Origin of the sequence: Clostridium algoriphilum, from assembly GCF_020443705.1 — a bacterium.
Classification (GTDB): domain Bacteria; phylum Bacillota; class Clostridia; order Clostridiales; family Clostridiaceae; genus Clostridium_AD; species Clostridium_AD algoriphilum.
Genome location: NZ_JAIZZK010000011.1, coordinates 1 through 17,464, shown reverse-complemented (window position 1 = coordinate 17,464; position 17,464 = coordinate 1). Strand labels below are relative to the sequence as shown.

Annotated in this window: 15 protein-coding genes; 12 read left to right on the top strand and 3 right to left on the bottom strand. The window is 30.2% G+C overall.

What is annotated here, in order from left to right; all coding sequences use genetic code 11:
* Window positions 1–94: 94 nt before the first annotated feature.
* On the top strand, window positions 95–1,201 hold the full coding sequence (locus tag LGK95_RS09860; protein ID WP_226124530.1) for a DEAD/DEAH box helicase: 1,107 nt from the start codon (window positions 95–97) through the stop codon (window positions 1,199–1,201).
* A gap of 86 nt (window positions 1,202–1,287) precedes the next feature.
* On the opposite strand, the gene LGK95_RS09855 is transcribed toward LGK95_RS09860, so the two are convergent.
* On the bottom strand, window positions 1,288–2,532 hold the full coding sequence (locus tag LGK95_RS09855) for an HlyC/CorC family transporter (protein ID WP_226124529.1): 1,245 nt from the start codon (window positions 2,530–2,532) through the stop codon (window positions 1,288–1,290).
* Between the two features lie 400 nt (window positions 2,533–2,932).
* Here LGK95_RS09855 and LGK95_RS09850 point away from each other — a divergent pair, with 400 nt between their 5' ends.
* The 9 genes from LGK95_RS09850 (at window position 2,933) to LGK95_RS09810 (ending at window position 14,085) form a co-directional block, all read left to right on the top strand.
* Window positions 2,933–3,835: a DUF2156 domain-containing protein gene (locus LGK95_RS09850; RefSeq protein ID WP_264174520.1), complete on the top strand. Its 903-nt coding sequence runs from the start codon at window positions 2,933–2,935 to the stop codon at window positions 3,833–3,835.
* 120 nt (window positions 3,836–3,955) lie between these two features.
* Window positions 3,956–4,507 (top strand): GNAT family N-acetyltransferase, encoded by a 552-nt coding sequence (locus LGK95_RS09845; RefSeq protein WP_226124528.1) that lies wholly within the window; start codon window positions 3,956–3,958, stop codon window positions 4,505–4,507.
* 511 nt (window positions 4,508–5,018) lie between these two features.
* A complete protein-coding gene (locus tag LGK95_RS09840; RefSeq protein WP_226124527.1) occupies window positions 5,019–6,410 on the top strand; it encodes an amino acid permease in 1,392 nt (463 codons plus the stop codon).
* Between the two features lie 259 nt (window positions 6,411–6,669).
* Window positions 6,670–9,459 carry a sigma 54-interacting transcriptional regulator gene (locus LGK95_RS09835; protein WP_226124526.1) on the top strand — a complete coding sequence of 930 codons (2,790 nt, stop codon included), beginning with the start codon at window positions 6,670–6,672 and terminating at the stop codon, window positions 9,457–9,459.
* A gap of 253 nt (window positions 9,460–9,712) precedes the next feature.
* A complete protein-coding gene (gene agaF / locus LGK95_RS09830) occupies window positions 9,713–10,144 on the top strand; it encodes a PTS galactosamine/N-acetylgalactosamine transporter subunit IIA (protein WP_226124523.1) in 432 nt (143 codons plus the stop codon).
* Window position 10,145: 1 nt separating this feature from the next.
* Window positions 10,146–10,619 (top strand): mannose/fructose/sorbose PTS transporter subunit IIB, encoded by a 474-nt coding sequence (locus LGK95_RS09825; protein WP_226124522.1) that lies wholly within the window; start codon window positions 10,146–10,148, stop codon window positions 10,617–10,619.
* Window positions 10,620–10,718: 99 nt separating this feature from the next.
* Window positions 10,719–11,522, top strand: coding sequence for a PTS mannose/fructose/sorbose transporter subunit IIC (locus LGK95_RS09820; RefSeq protein ID WP_404814417.1), 804 nt, complete (start codon window positions 10,719–10,721; stop codon window positions 11,520–11,522).
* A gap of 18 nt (window positions 11,523–11,540) precedes the next feature.
* Entirely contained in the window at window positions 11,541–12,407 is an 867-nt protein-coding gene (gene manZ / locus LGK95_RS09815; RefSeq protein WP_226124520.1) for a PTS mannose transporter subunit IID, read from the top strand.
* 238 nt (window positions 12,408–12,645) lie between these two features.
* A complete protein-coding gene (locus LGK95_RS09810; RefSeq protein WP_226124519.1) occupies window positions 12,646–14,085 on the top strand; it encodes an MDR family MFS transporter in 1,440 nt (479 codons plus the stop codon).
* A gap of 48 nt (window positions 14,086–14,133) precedes the next feature.
* Here LGK95_RS09810 and LGK95_RS09805 read toward each other — a convergent pair whose 3' ends face one another.
* The gene (locus LGK95_RS09805; protein ID WP_226124518.1) at window positions 14,134–15,237 is read right to left on the bottom strand and encodes an AI-2E family transporter; all 1,104 of its coding nucleotides are present in this window, start codon (window positions 15,235–15,237) and stop codon (window positions 14,134–14,136) included.
* Between the two features lie 582 nt (window positions 15,238–15,819).
* Between LGK95_RS09805 and LGK95_RS09800 the strand changes: the two genes are divergently transcribed.
* Complete coding sequence (locus tag LGK95_RS09800) at window positions 15,820–16,431, top strand: 50S ribosomal protein L25 (RefSeq protein ID WP_226124517.1); 612 nt, start codon at window positions 15,820–15,822, stop codon at window positions 16,429–16,431.
* A 125-nt stretch (window positions 16,432–16,556) separates the two neighbouring features.
* Window positions 16,557–16,844 carry a hypothetical protein gene (locus tag LGK95_RS09795; RefSeq protein ID WP_226124516.1) on the top strand — a complete coding sequence of 96 codons (288 nt, stop codon included), beginning with the start codon at window positions 16,557–16,559 and terminating at the stop codon, window positions 16,842–16,844.
* Window positions 16,845–17,032: 188 nt separating this feature from the next.
* Here LGK95_RS09795 and LGK95_RS09790 read toward each other — a convergent pair.
* Window positions 17,033–17,464, bottom strand: a 432-nt coding sequence (locus tag LGK95_RS09790; protein WP_226124515.1) for a hypothetical protein, incomplete at its 5' end; no start/stop codon positions are given.

The following is a 17,464-nucleotide window of genomic DNA, read 5'->3' as shown; positions in this document are numbered from 1 at the left end:
ATAAAGTTCTTTTTATTATAATAAATATCTGATATAATTAAATAGCTTATATATAATGTATTAAAAATATGGTTAAATGGAAAGGTAAATAAAAATGATAAAATTTAAAAAATTGGGTCTTAATGATGATATTTTAAGTATGATAAAAATTCAAGGAATAACTGAGCCAACGGAAGTTCAAGAGCAAAGTATTCAATTAATAAAGAGTGGAAGTGATGTTATAGCTGAGGCACAAACAGGTACTGGAAAAACACTTGCATTTTTACTTCCAATGTTTGACAATATGTCGGCTGATATAACTACAATACAAGGGTTAATAGTGACGCCTACAAGAGAACTTGCCATACAGATAACTGAGGAAGCTAAGAAAATTGCAGGGGTTAAAAACTTGAATATTTTGGCTGCTTACGGTGGCAAAGATATAGGTGCACAGCTTAAAAAACTTAAGGGAAATATTCACCTTGTCATTGCAACACCGGGAAGATTATTAGACCATCTTAGACGTGGTACGGTTAAACTGGATAATCTTAAGACAGTAGTTTTAGATGAGGCAGATCAAATGCTTCTTATGGGATTTAAAAACGATATTGAAAATATATTAGAAACAACACCAAAAAACAGGCAAACTTTATGTTTCTCAGCAACTATGAGCTCAGACGTAAAAAAAATGGCATACAAATATATGAATGATCCTAAAGAAGTAATTGTTAAAAAAGAAGAGACAACACTTAAAAACATAAAACAGTTTTTAATAGAAACCACAGATAGAAGAAAACAAGAAGATTTATGCAAGGTAATGGATGAGGATAATCCTTTTATGGCTATCATATTTTGCAGAACTAAAAGACGAGTTGATGATCTAGAGGTAGCTCTATATAAAAGAGGTTACAATTGCAAAAAACTTCATTCGGATATAACTCAATCAAAAAGAGAGAAGATAATGAAAGAGTTTAAACACTGCGATATACAATATTTAATTGCTACAGATGTAGCATCTAGAGGGCTTGATATAAACGGAGTTAGTCATGTTTATAATTATGATATACCTGAAACTGCTGAAGCTTATATTCACCGAATAGGTAGAACTGGAAGAGCTGGAGAAGATGGATATACCTATTTATTTGCAGCCCCAAAAGACAAATTTCTCTTGGATTCTATAGAAAAGAAAATTAAGGGTAAAATACCTAGAAAAATTTTATAGTGATTTATTTAATTTACTGGATCAACATAATGTAAATAATAAAAAACTTAAGGTTAATTTATATAATTAACCTTAAGTTTTTGTTATTAAGTTATAATTTTTAATTTCATTATACGATTTTTACTAGTGTTTTGTATAATAAATTTTGTATCGTTATAATTAATTGTCTCACCTGTCTTTGGAAGACGTCCAAGAATACCTGTAACAAAACCACCTATAGAGTCAAAATCTTCCGACTCAATATTTAAGCCTATCATTTCATTAACCATATTTATTTTTGTATCGCCGTCAACAATAAATTCATCTTCTTTTATAACTTGAATCTTATCTGTATCATCATCATATTCATCGTCTATATCGCCAACAATTTCTTCTACTAGATCTTCAATTGTAACAATTCCGGAAGTCCCCCCATATTCATCAAGTAGAATGGCTATAGGTACTCGTTTTAAACGCATGTCAGCAAATAGATCGACAGTGCTTTTGAATTCATAAGTAAAGTAAGGAACACGCATATGTTTAACAATATCAAATTCATCTTTTCCTTCTTCAAAGAAAATTAAGTCCTTAATATATAAAACTCCAATAATATTATCAACAGTTTCTTCATATATAGGAAGTCTTGAGAATTGCTCGTCCCTGAAGATTTTTATAAGTTCAGTGTAAGTTGAGTTTGAATTCGCTACAATCATATCAGTTCTTGGAGTCATAACATCTTTTGCTTGTGAATCTCCAAATTCAAACACATTATAAATCATTTGCTTCTCTTCAACTTCGAGTACTCCTTCCTCATGACTTACACTAACCATAGTTTTTAACTCTTCCTCAGTAATAAAGGGTTTCTGCTTACCAACTTCACCACCAAGTATTTTTATAAAATTATTCGTAATATAAATCAATACTACAATAATTGGATTTAAAATAAAGGTAATTATACTTATTGGTCGAGCGACCTTTAGAGAAATTTTTTCGGAATTTTGCGCAGCTAGTGACTTTGGTGTTATCTCGCCAAAAATTAATACTAGTATTGTCATTCCAGCAGTCGCAATACCTACTCCAGAAGCTCCCCAATATTTCATTGCTAAAGAGGTTGCAAGTGCGGATGCACCAATATTTGCAATGTTATTTCCAACTAAAATGCCGCCTAAGAGTTTATTTGGTTTTTTAAGTAATTTATTAAGTCGATCAGCACCTTTGATTTCTGAATCTACCATGTGCCTTAATCTAATTTTGCTTAAAGTCATTAATCCAGTTTCAGAAGCAGAGAAAAAGGCTGAAAATCCTAGTAAAATCACTAAAGATATAATTTGCCACGTACCTTCGGGGTCCATAATATTTTCACACTCCTTAAGATATAACCTAAGAAAATTATATCATAAAATGAAAAATAATTAAATAAAATTGTTATTTATGACCTAGCAAATGCAATTTCCATAAGTATAGAGCTAGATATACTTGAGGTTTTAATTTAATATAACCACATAAAGTTATTCAGGTAATGATATAATATTATGTAGTTATATTATACAGGAGTTCTGTTATATAAACTATTATTAATAGAAATGCAGTAAAATAAAATTTACATTAATGTTAATTCAGAAGGTATCTATTTGGTAACTAGAGGCTTAAAAAGTATCTACTTGCAAAAAATGATTTAACAGACTAAAATGAAGAATGAATATAAATAGATAACAATATTTATGGTATATCCTAAAGGGAAAGGTTGAGATTATGATTTTTAAAAGACTTGAGATTGAAGATAAGAATATAATAGAAAAATTTATATGTCCATATAAATTTTTAAGTTGTGAGTATTCTTTTACAACTTTATATATATGGAGAAAAGCTTGTGATGTTTGTTTTACAATTGATAAAGATACCTTAATAATTAAGAAAAAAGATTTTGAAGGCAAATACTACTTTATGCAGCCACTTGGATATAATAAGGAAAATCTTAAAGAGATTATAGATGAACTAATGCTTTATAAAACGGAAAACAACATGGAATATTTATTTAAAGATCTCGATGAAGAGTTTATGGAAGAAATAAGGGATATATATGATGACGTTGTAGGTATCTATATAGAAGAAGATAGAGATAATTTCGATTATTTATATGAATCAGAAAAGCTTGCAAGGCTTTCAGGAAAGAAACTTCATGGGAAAAGAAATCATTATAATTCCTTTATAAAGAGTTACGATTATGAAGTTAAAGATATTAAAGAGGTAGAAGTAATAAAGGATGTAATAATAGCTGCAGAAAAATGGAATAAAGGAAATAACAATGATAATATACTTAATTATGAACTACAAGGAATAAAAGATGTACTTAAAAATATTAATATTGTAAACACTAAAGGTATAGCTGTTTATGTAGACGAAAGAATAGTAGCTTTTAGTTTAGGTGAAAAACTAAATGATGATTTGGCGGTGATTCATATAGAAAAGGCAGATGTGAATTATAGTGGAGTTTATAGTTTCATTAACAAAACTTTTGTTGATAGAAATTTTAGTGATGTTAAAATAATTAATAGGGAACAGGACCTTGGAATTGCTGGTCTTAGGAAATCTAAATTATCTTATCATCCTTTTAAATTAGAGAAAAAATATATTTTTAGTTTTGAAAATGTTTAATAAATATATAAATTATCATTAATTAGTGAGCATCAAATAAACAGACTAGCATGCAGCTAGTCTATTTTTGAAATATATACTATACTTAATTTAAAATTAGATATTAGGAAAGGTGATAAAATGAAAAATCTTTTGAGTGGTAAGGAAATAAAACTTACATCTATTAATGAAGATGATGTTACGACAATTCAAGATTGGCACAATGATGCACTCTTCATGCGTAATTATGATACAGTAAGTGCAAATCCTAAAAATCTTGTAGATGTACTAGAGATGATTAGTGAAGTTAGAAAGTGTAATACTGCATACATTTTTGCTGTAAAGAAGCTTGGGCAACAAGAAATAATTGGCGTTACAGGGTTTGAAAATATATCTTGGAATAACGGAACATCTTTAATATATATAGGAATTGGAGATGAAAAGCACAGGGGATGTGGTTATGGAAAAGAAGCTCTTAAATTAACTATTGAGTTTGGATTTGAGGAACTGAATTTTCATAGAATATATCTAACTGTATTGGAATATAACGAACCTGCAATAAAACTATATGAAAAATTAGGATTTAAAAGAGAAGGGGTCTATAGAGAATTCATTCATAGGGATGGTAGAAGGTATGACATGTATTTATATGGATTGTTGAGACCTGAGTGGGAAGGTGCTACAAAAGAATAAACATTAAAAACATAGTGTAATAGGAATATTAAAACACAGTAGAATAAATATAAATCTACTGTGTTTTAATGTTTACTGTCTTCTTTTTACTTTAATATTATCTAGTTTTTGTTCCTAGTACGCTATGCAAATTCTCCTTTCAGATAATGGATTAAAATTGTACATAGTTTGCTCGATTTAGTATAAAATATATATGAACATTTTGGCTTATACAGATGCACATGTATAACCTAAAAGTAATTAGTTTACAATAATTTTTCATTGTAATAGCAAAAATGGAAATAATTAATTATAAAAAGACGTAAATTAAATAATAATATCGTTTTTATTGTGATAATATGATATATTTATATTTAATTACACAATTTAATAATGTTCTGCATAATAACGAAATAAATATATAGTGTTGAATTAAAAAATAAATATGAGTAATTATAGTTTAGTAATATTTAAGCGAACACATTTTACAATTATCGTAAAATAGTTTATTAGAGTAATAAGGAGGGTATTTATGAGTAAAAACAATAAGAATAATAATTTAGACAAAATGGAGCTTAAAAGGGAACTTGGTCTCGCTGCAGCAACTGCTATAGTAGTAGGAAACTGTATAGGTTCAGGTATTTTTACCTCAGCTGCATCTTTAGCTTCTGCATCAAACCCTAAAACTGCTATAATTGCTTGGGTAATTACAGCTATTGGGTCATTACTAATTGCGTTAAGCTTTGCTAGTCTAGGAACAGCTATGCCAAGAACCGGTGGACCTATTGTATATACTAGGGCTGCATTTGGTGATTTCGCAGGATTTTTAATTGCATGGACCTATTGGGTAGGTGCATGGGTAGGAAATGCAGCTATTATAACTGCATTTATGCTTTATTTCACATACTTCTTTCCTGGAACAGCTACACCACTTATGGCATTCTTAATTACCTCAGGGGTATTGTGGTTTTTTACCATTGTAAATATTCTAGGCGTTAAAGGAGCAGGTATAATTACCATTATAACAACAGTATTAAAAGTAGGTGCTTTAGTAGTATTTGTGGTAATTGCAGCTATGCACTTTAATCCTGCAATGCTTAACACAGTATCTAGTGCTAAGGTTTCGGGGATGAGTACATTGCCCGCAGCAATTGCAATTGCTCTCTGGGCCTTTGTAGGAATTGAAAGTGCAACAGTACCTGCAGGAGAAATTAAAAATCCAAGAGTAAATATTAGAAAGAGTACAATATATGGTACTTTGATTTCAGCTGCTATATATTTAATTGTTTCAATAGTTGCTATGGGAGTTTTAGATCAAGCTACATTAGCTAATTCAAAAGCGCCACTCGCTGATATAATTAACTCAGCAACTGGTGGAACTTGGGGTGGTAACTTTATAGCAATAGGTGCTATAATATCGACACTTGGAGCTACTGCAGGATGGATATTAACAACTGCAAGAAGTTCATATGGTGCTGCTAAAGATAAGTTATTTCCACAAATATTTGGAAAAATACATCCCAAATATAAAACACCTGTTGCATCACTTGTAATAAGTGGTGTCGCAGCTAATATCCTTCTCATACTAAACTACGTAAGTACTTTAAATGCAGCATTTAACTTTATGTTATTATTAGCTACATTGGCATTTTTACCTGCTTATGCTTTTTCGGCAGCGGCAGATATAGTGCTTTTAAAGAAACATTCTTCAGACTTTAATATATGGAATTTCTTAAAAAATTCATTTGTAGCATTGCTTGCTTTTGGGTATACTATATATGCAATTTATGGAACCGGTGCAGAGGTTGTAATGTTTGGATTTATACTAATGCTTGTAGGCATCCCGATTTACTTATACATGATGCTTCAAAATAATAAGGATGATAAAAAAGTTGATGATCTAAGAAAGAAAATGCTACACTAAATTTTATTAAGGTTAGTAAAGAATAGTAATTTGAAAAAATGCCCTTGTAATTTATAAAATTACAAGGGCATTTTATATTATATGACTATATTGTTAAATGAATATTACATTATATGCAAGTGATTATATTGCGGCTACTTATTGAATAAATAATAATATTCTACTAAATAGATAATAATATTATATTGGATAGTGTATTAATAAAAGTGTATTATAGTAGTAAGAAATATTAAAAAAATTATATGAATGGGAGAAAGTTATGAAAAGGATTGAAAAAATATATAACTATATGGTTGAAGAATCTAAAGAACTCCTTTTAGAAGATATTAAATCTGGTAAAGGTTTTAGTGCTGCAGAGATAGCAGAAAGTCTATCTATGATAAGAAATAATGTAAGTCTCGAGCTTAATAATTTACTTAGAGCAGATAAGATAATTAAGATAAAAGGTAGACCAGTACTATTTTTAGATAGAGGAACAGTAGAGAGAATTTTAGAATATAAATTACAAACTGGACCAATAGAACTTGAAAATTTTCATGAACTTATAGAGGACGACAAGACTCAGGAGGAAGAAAAAAATCCCTTTGATAGTCTTATAGGATATAAAACAGGCCTTAGAACTCACATTGAACAAGCTAAAGCTGCGGTGCTTTATCCACCTAATGGACTGAATACACTTATAGTAGGTCCTACAGGAGTGGGCAAAACTTTATTTGCTAATATGATGTACAAATACGCAATGTATGTTAAGAGATTAGAGAATAATGCTCCTTTTGTATTATTTAATTGTGCAGATTATTATAATAATCCACAGCTCCTTTTATCTCATATATTTGGACATATAAAAGGTGCATTCACTGGAGCTGATGCAGAAAAGGAAGGCCTTGTAGCAAAGGCTAATGGAGGAATACTATTTCTTGATGAAATTCATAGGTTACCACCTGAGGGGCAGGAAATGATATTTTATTTCATAGATACTGGAAGTTATAATAAACTAGGTGAAACAGAGAGAAACAGAAAATCTACTGTGCTTATTATTGGAGCAACTACGGAGAATCCTGCGTCGTCACTTTTAAAGACGTTTGTAAGAAGGATACCTATAGTTATAACTCTTCCATCATTGGAGGAACGACCTGCTAAGGATAAATTAGATATAGCTAAGTTTCTCTTAGCAAATGAAGCTCACAGAGTAAACAAACAAATAAAGGTAGATGCAGAAGCTGTAAAAGCAATTATAGGAAGTGCCTCCTATGGAAACATTGGGCAGATGAAATCCAACATACAATTAGTGTGTGCTACTGGATTTTTAAATAGCATAAATAATAAAGACTTTATTGAGATAGATTTTAAATCATTACCGTCGGATATAAAAAGTGGTTTATTCTCTTTAAGTAGTAAAAGATCGGATATGGAGGAGTTAACTCAATACCTCGACAAACAGATAGTAGTTATGCCACAGGGGTATAAAGTTCTAATAGAAGAAGATTCATCTGAGCCTACATTTAATTTGTATAAAATAATTGAAGACAAGGCAGCCATTTTAAAAGATGAAGGCGCTGATGACGAATACATAAAAAAATTCATAACAACGGATATTAACATACATCTTAAAAGTTTTTATAAAAAGAGTAAAAATAGTGCCCAAGATAGAGAGAAAATACTTAAACTTGTAAATGAAGATACACTTCAATTTGCAGAAGAAGTTCGAGATCTTGTAGAAAGAGAGCTTAAAAGGAAATTTAATGAAAGATTTCTATATGCTTTTAGTCTTCACATAAGTGCATTTCTAAAAAGAGTAGAGAACAGGCGTAGTTTACAATACACAAATATAAAAAATACTATCAATGATAAACCTGAAGAGTTTAATATATCACTTAAAATAAAAGATCTAATCGAGAAGAAATATAATATTATAGTACCTGATATGGAAGTGATTTATTTAACTCTTCTACTTAGTTCTATACAGGAGGAGCAAAATAATGAAAGAGTAGCTGTGATAGTAGCTCTACACGGTAGTAGTACTGCGAGTTCTATGGTTGATGTGGCAAAAAACCTTTTAGGTGAAGGAGTAGTCGAGGGAATAGATATGCCACTTGAAGTAAGCCCCCAAAGGGTACTTAACGATATAATAGAAAAAGTAAACGAAATTGATATGGGCCGCGGAGTACTTTTGCTTGTGGATATGGGATCCCTAACAAGTTTTGATACGGTGATAACTGAAAAAACAGGTATAAGAGTTAAGACTGTTGATATGGCATCAACGCCACTCGTTCTTGAAGCAGTTAGAAAAGCAAATATGCTTGATATGGATTTAGATACTCTATATGATTCGTTGAAAGACTTTAAAGGTTATGGGAAATATAGCAAAGATTCTAAAAATGCAGAGATCCAAAGAAACGCAGCAATAATAACTATCTGCTCGACAGGTGAAGGTACAGCTAAAAAACTTAAAGAATTAGTTCATAACATTGTAATAAATATAACAAGGGATGAGATATCTATTATACCTATAGGAATAAAGAATATTAAGGTTGAACTCGAGAATTTATTAAATAATTACAATATTTTAGCAACTGTTGGGATTATGAATCCTAAGATAGATGCACCATTTATATCAATTGAGGCACTTATTGGAGGCGATGGTGAAAAACGTCTTATGAATATTATACAAAAGAACAATATACCAACAGACAGAAAAGAAGAAAATATAGTGGTTAAGGAACTTTGTGAAGATAGCTTAAATGAATTTTTAACATTTTTAAATCCACATAAGATTATTAGTGTATTAATGAATTTTATAAGTGCATTAGAAAAAGAAATGACTAAAAATTTTAGTAATTCATTAAAAATAAAAATAATGCTGCATACAGGCTGTGCATTAGAGAGAATGATTATAGAGGAGGCACTTATCTATAGTAGCGATAAAAATGCAATAGACAGAGAAATATTAAGAGCTGTCAAGAAAGCAATCCTCATATTTAAAGATACACTTAATATCACTTTAAAAGAGGATGAAATATATTATATATGCGAAATATTTGCAGAGTAACACAAATTCTCCGAATATAAACAAACATTTAATAAACATCAATATTAAAATGTTATACGTTTTCATAAAACAGTATTAAAAATAAAAAATAGTGTATTAACAGAATCTAATAATAATATATAAATCTTCTAGGTTGTCCTATTTTAAAAGGCTTATAGAATTCATATATTTTAATACACTATTTTGGCATGGATTGTGCTATATAAATATATATAAAACTAAGTATTAAATACTTGAATTGGAGGGCAAATTAATGATAGCTATAATACTCGGAACCCATGGCAAGTTTTCAGAGGAAATATTAAAATCAACAGAAATGATTTTAGGAGAACAAGAAAATGTTTCTACAATAACTTTCTTGCCAGGAGAGGGTGCAGATGACTTAATGAAAAATTACGAGGAAGCAATAAAATCTTTGCAGTGCGAAGATGGTGTGCTTTTTATGGTTGATTTATTTGGCGGAAGCCCTTTCAATGCAGCTAGTAGAATAGTTGCAAAAGAAGAAAATATGGATGTGATAACTGGAATAAATATTCCTATGTTACTTGAAGTATTCTCATCTAGGGAAGACTCAACTGTTGACGAACTCGCGCAAATAGCTCTAAGCACTGGTCACATTGGAATAAAATCTCTAAAAGAAACTTTAAAAGAGTCTTTAAAAAATAGTTCAGAGGAGGAATTATAAAATGAAAATTTCACTAGCGAGAATTGATGACAGATTAATTCATGGTCAGGTTGTTACATCTTGGTCAAAAGAAACAAGATGCGAAAGAATAATAGTTTGTAATGATGAAGTAGCAGCAGATACTATGAGGAAAACTTTACTTGAACAGGTAGCACCACCAGGAGTTAAATCAAGTGTTATAAGTATTGAAAAGGCTATAAGAGTTCTTAATAATCCTAAATATGCAAACGTTAACGCATTGCTTTTATTCACTAATCCAACTGATGTACTCAGATTGGTAGAAGGTGGCGTGGACTTAAAGACAATCAATATAGGCGGAATGTCTTTCAAGGAAGGAAAAAAACAGATAACAGGTACTATTTCAGTAGATGAAAAGGATATCGAAGCATTTAAAAAATTAGACAAATTAGGAATAGAACTAGAAATAAGAAAAGTTGTAGCTGACACAAAAATAAAATTGATGTCAAAAATATAGACTTCATAAATTAAAGTCTGTTAAATTGTATTATATAACAACATATATATAATAAGAACTAATTTATAAATTATTAATAAGGGGGAATAAAACATGACTATAAGCGTAGTACAAATCATTCTGATATTCATCGTATCATGTATATCAGGTATGGGCAGTATTCTAGATGAATTCCAAACACATAGACCATTAATTGCCTGTACTTTAATTGGACTTGTTTTGGGAGACTTACAAACAGGAGTAATAATTGGTGGTACTCTTGAACTTATCGCACTTGGATGGATGAATATTGGTGCAGCAGTGGCTCCAGATGCAGCACTTGCAAGTATTATATCAACCATTCTAGTTATAGGTGGTAATCAAAGTATAGGTACAGGTATAGCTATAGCAATTCCAATTGCAGCAGCTGGACAAGTACTTACCATTATAGTAAGAACTATCACTGTTATATTTCAGCATAAAGCTGACCAATATGCGCAGGAAGGTAATTTAAGAGGAATAGATATATGCCACATGGGTGCTTTAGGTGTGCAAGCATTACGTGTCTCAATACCAGCACTTTTAGTTGCTATGTTTGTTGGTACAAGTGTTGTTCAAAATATGCTTAATGCTATACCAACTGTTATTACAGGTGGACTTGCAGTTGCAGGTGGATTCATAGTTGTTGTAGGATATGCAATGGTTATTAATATGATGGAAGCGAAATATTTAATGCCTTTTTTCTTCCTTGGATTCGTAATTGCAGCCTTCACTACGTTTAACTTAGTTGCACTTGGTGTAATGGGTACGGTAGCTGCAATAATATACATTCAGTTAAGCCCAAAATATAATATGCCTAAGTATGCAGAAGGAGCAGGAGCAACACAAGCTGTAAATGATTTAGACGACGAGCTTGATGATTAATAAAAAGGGGGAGATAGCATGGCTGATATAAATATTAAAAAAGTAGAAACATTACCAGATGGAACAAATAGATTAAAGCTTACTAAAAAAGACCTTAGAAATGTTTTTATAAGATCTAACCTTTTTCAGGGTTCTTGGAACTTTGAAAGAATGCAAGCATTAGGATACTGTTTCGCAATGGTTCCAGTTATAAAAAGACTCTACAAGGGTGAAGATAGAAAGAAAGCATTGAAAAGACATCTTGAATTCTTTAATACACAACCCTTTGTTGCAGCTCCAATTCTTGGAGTTACAGCTGCAATGGAAGAAGAAAGAGCAAATGGAGCTGCTATAGATGATGCTGCAATAAATGGTGTTAAGATAGGTCTTATGGGACCACTCGCTGGTGTTGGTGATCCGATATTTTGGGGAACTGCACGTCCAGTAATTGCTGCACTTGCAGCGGGCATTGCACTAACTGGAAGTATAGTTGGACCAATTTTATTCTTCGTATTATTTAATGCTGTTCGTCTTGCAGTAAGATATTATGGAGTTGAATACGGATATAGTAAAGGACTAGATATAGTTAAAGATGTGAGTGGAAATAGGCTTCAAAAACTTACTGAAGGTGCATCTATACTTGGGCTTTTCGTAATGGGATCTCTTGTAAATAAGTGGACCACCATAAACGTACCACTAACTGTATCAAAAATTAAGGGCCCAGACGGTGTAGTTGTAGTAACTACTGTGCAGAATATATTAGATAAGTTAATGCCAGGACTTCTTGCTCTACTTTTAACTTTTGTATGTATGAAATTATTAAAGAAAAAAGTAAATGCAATTTGGTTAATCTTCGGATTATTTGCAGTAGGTATCTTAGGTTTTTGGCTTGGAATTTTAAAATAAGAATATTTATAAATGGGAATCAGAAGTCATTCTGGTTCCTGTTTTTTTTTTATATAATGAGTGATAAGAGGGTAAGTGTGAGCGGTTTAAAGGAGGTGAAATATAGCGAATACAAAAAAATAAAAAAGAGAAAATAATTTGTGCATATATACGAATATACATGTATTAATGATAGAATGATATAGGATAGTATCAAATATTGATGTATATCATCGTATTAAGGGAAGTGACACAAAGCATGGAATCTAAAAAAAGAAGTATAGTAATTGCATTAATGGTGGCAATGTTTCTTGCAGCTGTAGAAGGAACAGTTGTAACTACGGCAATACCTACCATTGTTAAAGAACTAAATGGATTTGAGCTTATAAGTTGGGTTTTCTCGGCATATTTATTGACATCAGCCATATCTACACCAATATACGGAAAATTGTCTGATTTATATGGAAGGAAAAACATTCTTACAATTGGAATAATAATTTATTTATTGGGGAGTTGTCTTTGTGGGCTATCACAAAGTATGTATCAGCTTATAAGTTTTCGTGCAATTCAGGGAATAGGAGCAGGAGCAATATTTACTCTTACATACACTATTGTAGGTGATATTTTTACAGCCGGCGAAAGGCCAAAGGTTCAAGGATGGTTAAGTACAGTTTGGGGAATAGCAAGTTTAGCTGGGCCTTTTTTAGGAGGATTTTTAATAGACAATCTTTCTTGGAATTGGATTTTCTTTATAAACCTACCATTCGGGATAATATCTATAGTACTTATACAAAAGAACCTTATTGAAACTTTTGATAGAAAAAAACATAAAATAGATTATATCGGAACAGTATTATTTTCATTAGCAATAATAACGTTTTTATTAGGTAGTTTAACTGGTGGAAAAGGTAATATTGTAATAGCGATGTTAGTTACAATTGCTATATTATTCCTATTTTATCATGTAGAAAAAAAGGCACAGGAGCCAATTATACCTTTTGATATTTTTACGAAAACTAGCAATATTGTAAATGCCATAAGCTTTTTAGCTTCAGGAATTTTAATAGGGATAGATGTTTATATGCCTTTATACATTCAAAACATTTTAGGGTTTGGGGCAACTATTTCTGGAGTATCTATGGCACCTATGTCTGTTGCATGGTTATTATCTTCAATTGCATTGACTAAAGCTATTCCTAAATATGGTGAAAAAATAGTAATTGGTATATCTACTTCAATTTTGCTTATCAGTTGTATATTTATATCTACTTTAAGTATTAAATCTCCATTAGTATTAGTTATAGTTTATGGTTTTATTATGGGTTTTGGTTTTGGAGGAGCTTTTACTACGTTAACAATAGTAGTACAAGAGTCTGTTGGATTTAACAAAAGAGGGGCAGCTACGGCAACCAATTCTTTAGTTCGTACACTAGGACAAACTATAGCAGTAAGCATTTTCGGAGCTATATTAAATACGAATATTGTTAAATATTTTAATAATTTAGGAGTAAAAGGCATCGAGCCAAATAATTTGTATTCGCAGCAATCTATGAGTAGTGGAGTAAGCATGCAACAAATAAAGCTATCTTTAACTTCCGGGCTTCATGAAGTATTTATAGCATTTATTATAATTGCTTTAGCATCACTTGCACTTTCTTTTTTATTTAATTCGAAGTTAAAAAAGGACTTATGCAAATAATACAGAAATAAATAATGCGGATATGCATTGGCGTATCCGTATTATTTATTATCCAATCATTTTGTTCTTAATTTGTTTATCAATAAACTCTCCTAATAAGGTGTTTATTAGGGCTATAGCGGGAACTCCAAGTAACATACCTATAATTCCAAAAAGTCCACCACCAAGAACAATTCCGAGTATTACAAGTAGAGGACTAAGACCCACCTTATCTCCAATAATCTTTGGAGATATGAACCACCCATCAATATTGCTTAAGGTTACAACGAATAACACTAATTCTACAGATTTCATTGGATTAAAGAATAGAGTTATTATAACTGCAGGAATCATTCCCATAATGTTACCAAAGTAGGGAATCATATTTGTTACCCCGATTACTAAACTAAAAGGTAGAGCATAGGGTATCTTTAATATTATAAATCCGATAAAAGTAATAGTTCCAAAAATAATAGAGTCAATTATTTTTCCAACAAAATATTTTTTGAAAGTAGTATTAGCTATTTTTAAAAAATTAATTATTTTAAATGTTACGGTTTCACTTAAAACAGAATAGATAAGTCTTTCAAGATTATGAATAATTGATTCTTTGTCCAATAAAAAATAAAACGAAATTACAATTCCAGACATTAGTTTCATAAATAAAGAACTTATACCCATTAAGTTATTAATTATAAGTTGTAGTCCTGGGGAAAGATATGCCGTTATATCTTTATTAAATGTATTAAGGTAACTATTTAAGTAAGAGGTTACATCGTATTTATTTAACAGTTGATTGTTAGACAAAAATTTGGTAGACCACTTATATGATTTTTGTGCAAATTGTGGAATATTGTTAAATAAATCAACAGCACTTTTTATAACATTAGGAGTAACCAAAGTAATAATAAAGATTATTATACCTACAAATAATATGTACATAATGCTTATGCTATAAATTCTTTTTATTTTCGTTTTCTTTTCAATGTATACCATAAGTGGATTAAGGAGATAAGCTATAACAAACCCCCAGATAAAATAACTAAGTAATGAAAATATTTTATGAAGTATTGTACCTATATTCTCAACGTTATTCACCACTCTAAAAATCAGAAAAGTTATTATAATAATAGGAATAAGTTCTATATAAGGTATTTTTTTATACTGAATCAATGTAATCCCTCCAATTAATGATGATATGATTTAACTTATTTAATTATATCATTCTTAAAACACTTTATTAATATCCATATTTAATAAAGTTTAAATATGCATAAAAAAAGTACTAATTTAATATATTCAAAGTCATTCTGCAGTAATGTACCAATTTTGCGTAATATTTGCTTGAAATTAGGAAAAAAATTCAAGAAGATAAGGATTATTTTAGTGGATAAGTTGATAAAGAAGTAGACAACTTCTGTTTGCTTATATGCTCTATAATGTGCTATAATATAAATATGTTTTAATTACTAATGTTGTCTTTTAGGTAATGATGCTGTTTTTTTTATTTATTTGTATAAATGATAGATATAATATGGAAATTCAACGAATGTATTTACAAAGACAAAAAGACAGCAGAGTAGTTTATGTTGTCTTTTAATATGTCTACAATATATATATTAAATTTTCAGGTTAATAGTAAAAATTACATCATTTTAAAGCTCAGCACAATTTTCACTGGGGATTATTATTAGTAACATATGTATATAAAATAATAAACACAAAGGCCTAATAAGCCAAGAGGAGCGAGTTATTATGGAAAAAATAATTTTGAATGCATTTGAAAGACCTGTAACAAATAAAAGATTTAGAGAAGATGGTTTTATTGCAGGTGTAATTTATGGAGGTAACGATAAGGAAGCGACTTCTGTTAAATTTGAATTAGTTGCTTTAAAAAAGATACTTCAGAAACATGGTTCTAATGCTAAGGTATATATTCAATACGGAGAAGATAAAAAATTTGGATTCATAAAAGAAATTCAAAGACATCCCGTATCAGCAATAATTAATCATATAGACGTACAACTTGTTTCATTAGATCAGGAAGTAAAATTACAATTACGTATTGCTTTTAAGGGTGAAGAAGGTTTAGTTACTAAACGACTTCAACTACAAGTTCAAAAATCAGAAATAGATGTTTTTGGTAAAATGGTTATAATGCCAGATGCATTAAGTGTTGATATATCACAAAAAGTATTCGGCGATACAATTACAATCAAAGACTTTGATTTAGATAGCCAAATAAAGGTTACAGATGAAGAAGACCAAGTTTATGCATCTATAATAGAAGCAAAAGAACAAGAAGAAGAAGAACCAGTAGAAGTTGTTGCTGAAGCAGTTGCTGTTGAAACAGAAGTTAAAGAATAATTAAATAGATTAAATAGTAAAAGGATGAGAATTTAAAATTCATCCTTTTATGTATTTATATTCATAAATATATTAGACAGTTAACTTTAAATTACAAGCTTAGAGTTAGAATAGGAGGCAATAGAATGGCGAATATAATGAGATTTTCAAAAAAACAATTAGATAGGGTCTTAAAAGATTTCGGAAAAAAAGAAAGTTTAGGTTCTAATGATACATCTGAGTGGGTAAGATTAATAAATGATTTTATATATGAATTTGGACTAAAGTCTGAAGTTAATGAAAAAGATATACTTTCTATAACTACTAGCAAAGAAGAACAAGTCGTAATAGAAAAAATGATATACGCACTAGAAGGTACAAAAACTTCTTTAACTTATATTTTTGATGGTAATATAACTTATATAGAAGAATAGATATTTAATAAAAGACATATCCGACACCAATCTTTTATGTAAATAACTTTAGGGGTTGAATTACGTCAGGATCATCTACCATTTCTAAATAAGCAATTCTTCTATATCAATATCATTACATACTAATACTTCAAGTATTCATGAAAAAGCGAAGGGAAGCCATTTTGTATGGCTTCCCTTAATATTTATTATTTACTAGTACCTTTATTTGCAGTTGATTGAGCATTTAATTGTTTTGTTTCGTCTAAAGTAGCAGGATTAGTGCTACTAGATAAATTAGATGTATCAGAAATATTAGAAGTAGCATAATTTGAAGCACCACTAGCACTATTATTTCCAGCTGATTGGTTATTTAACTGTTTTGTTTCTTCTAAACTAGAAGGACTAGTGCTACTAGATAGGTTAGATGCACTCTGGTTTGAAATACCACTAGTACCCTTGTTTGCTACTGATTGATTATTTAATTGTTTTGTCTCATTTAAAGTAGCAGGATTAGTGCTGCTAGATAGATTAGATGTATCAGAAATATTAGAAGTAGCATAATTTGAAGCACCACTAGCACTATTATTTCCAGCTGATTGGTTATTTAACTGTTTTGTTTCTTCTAAACTAGAAGGACT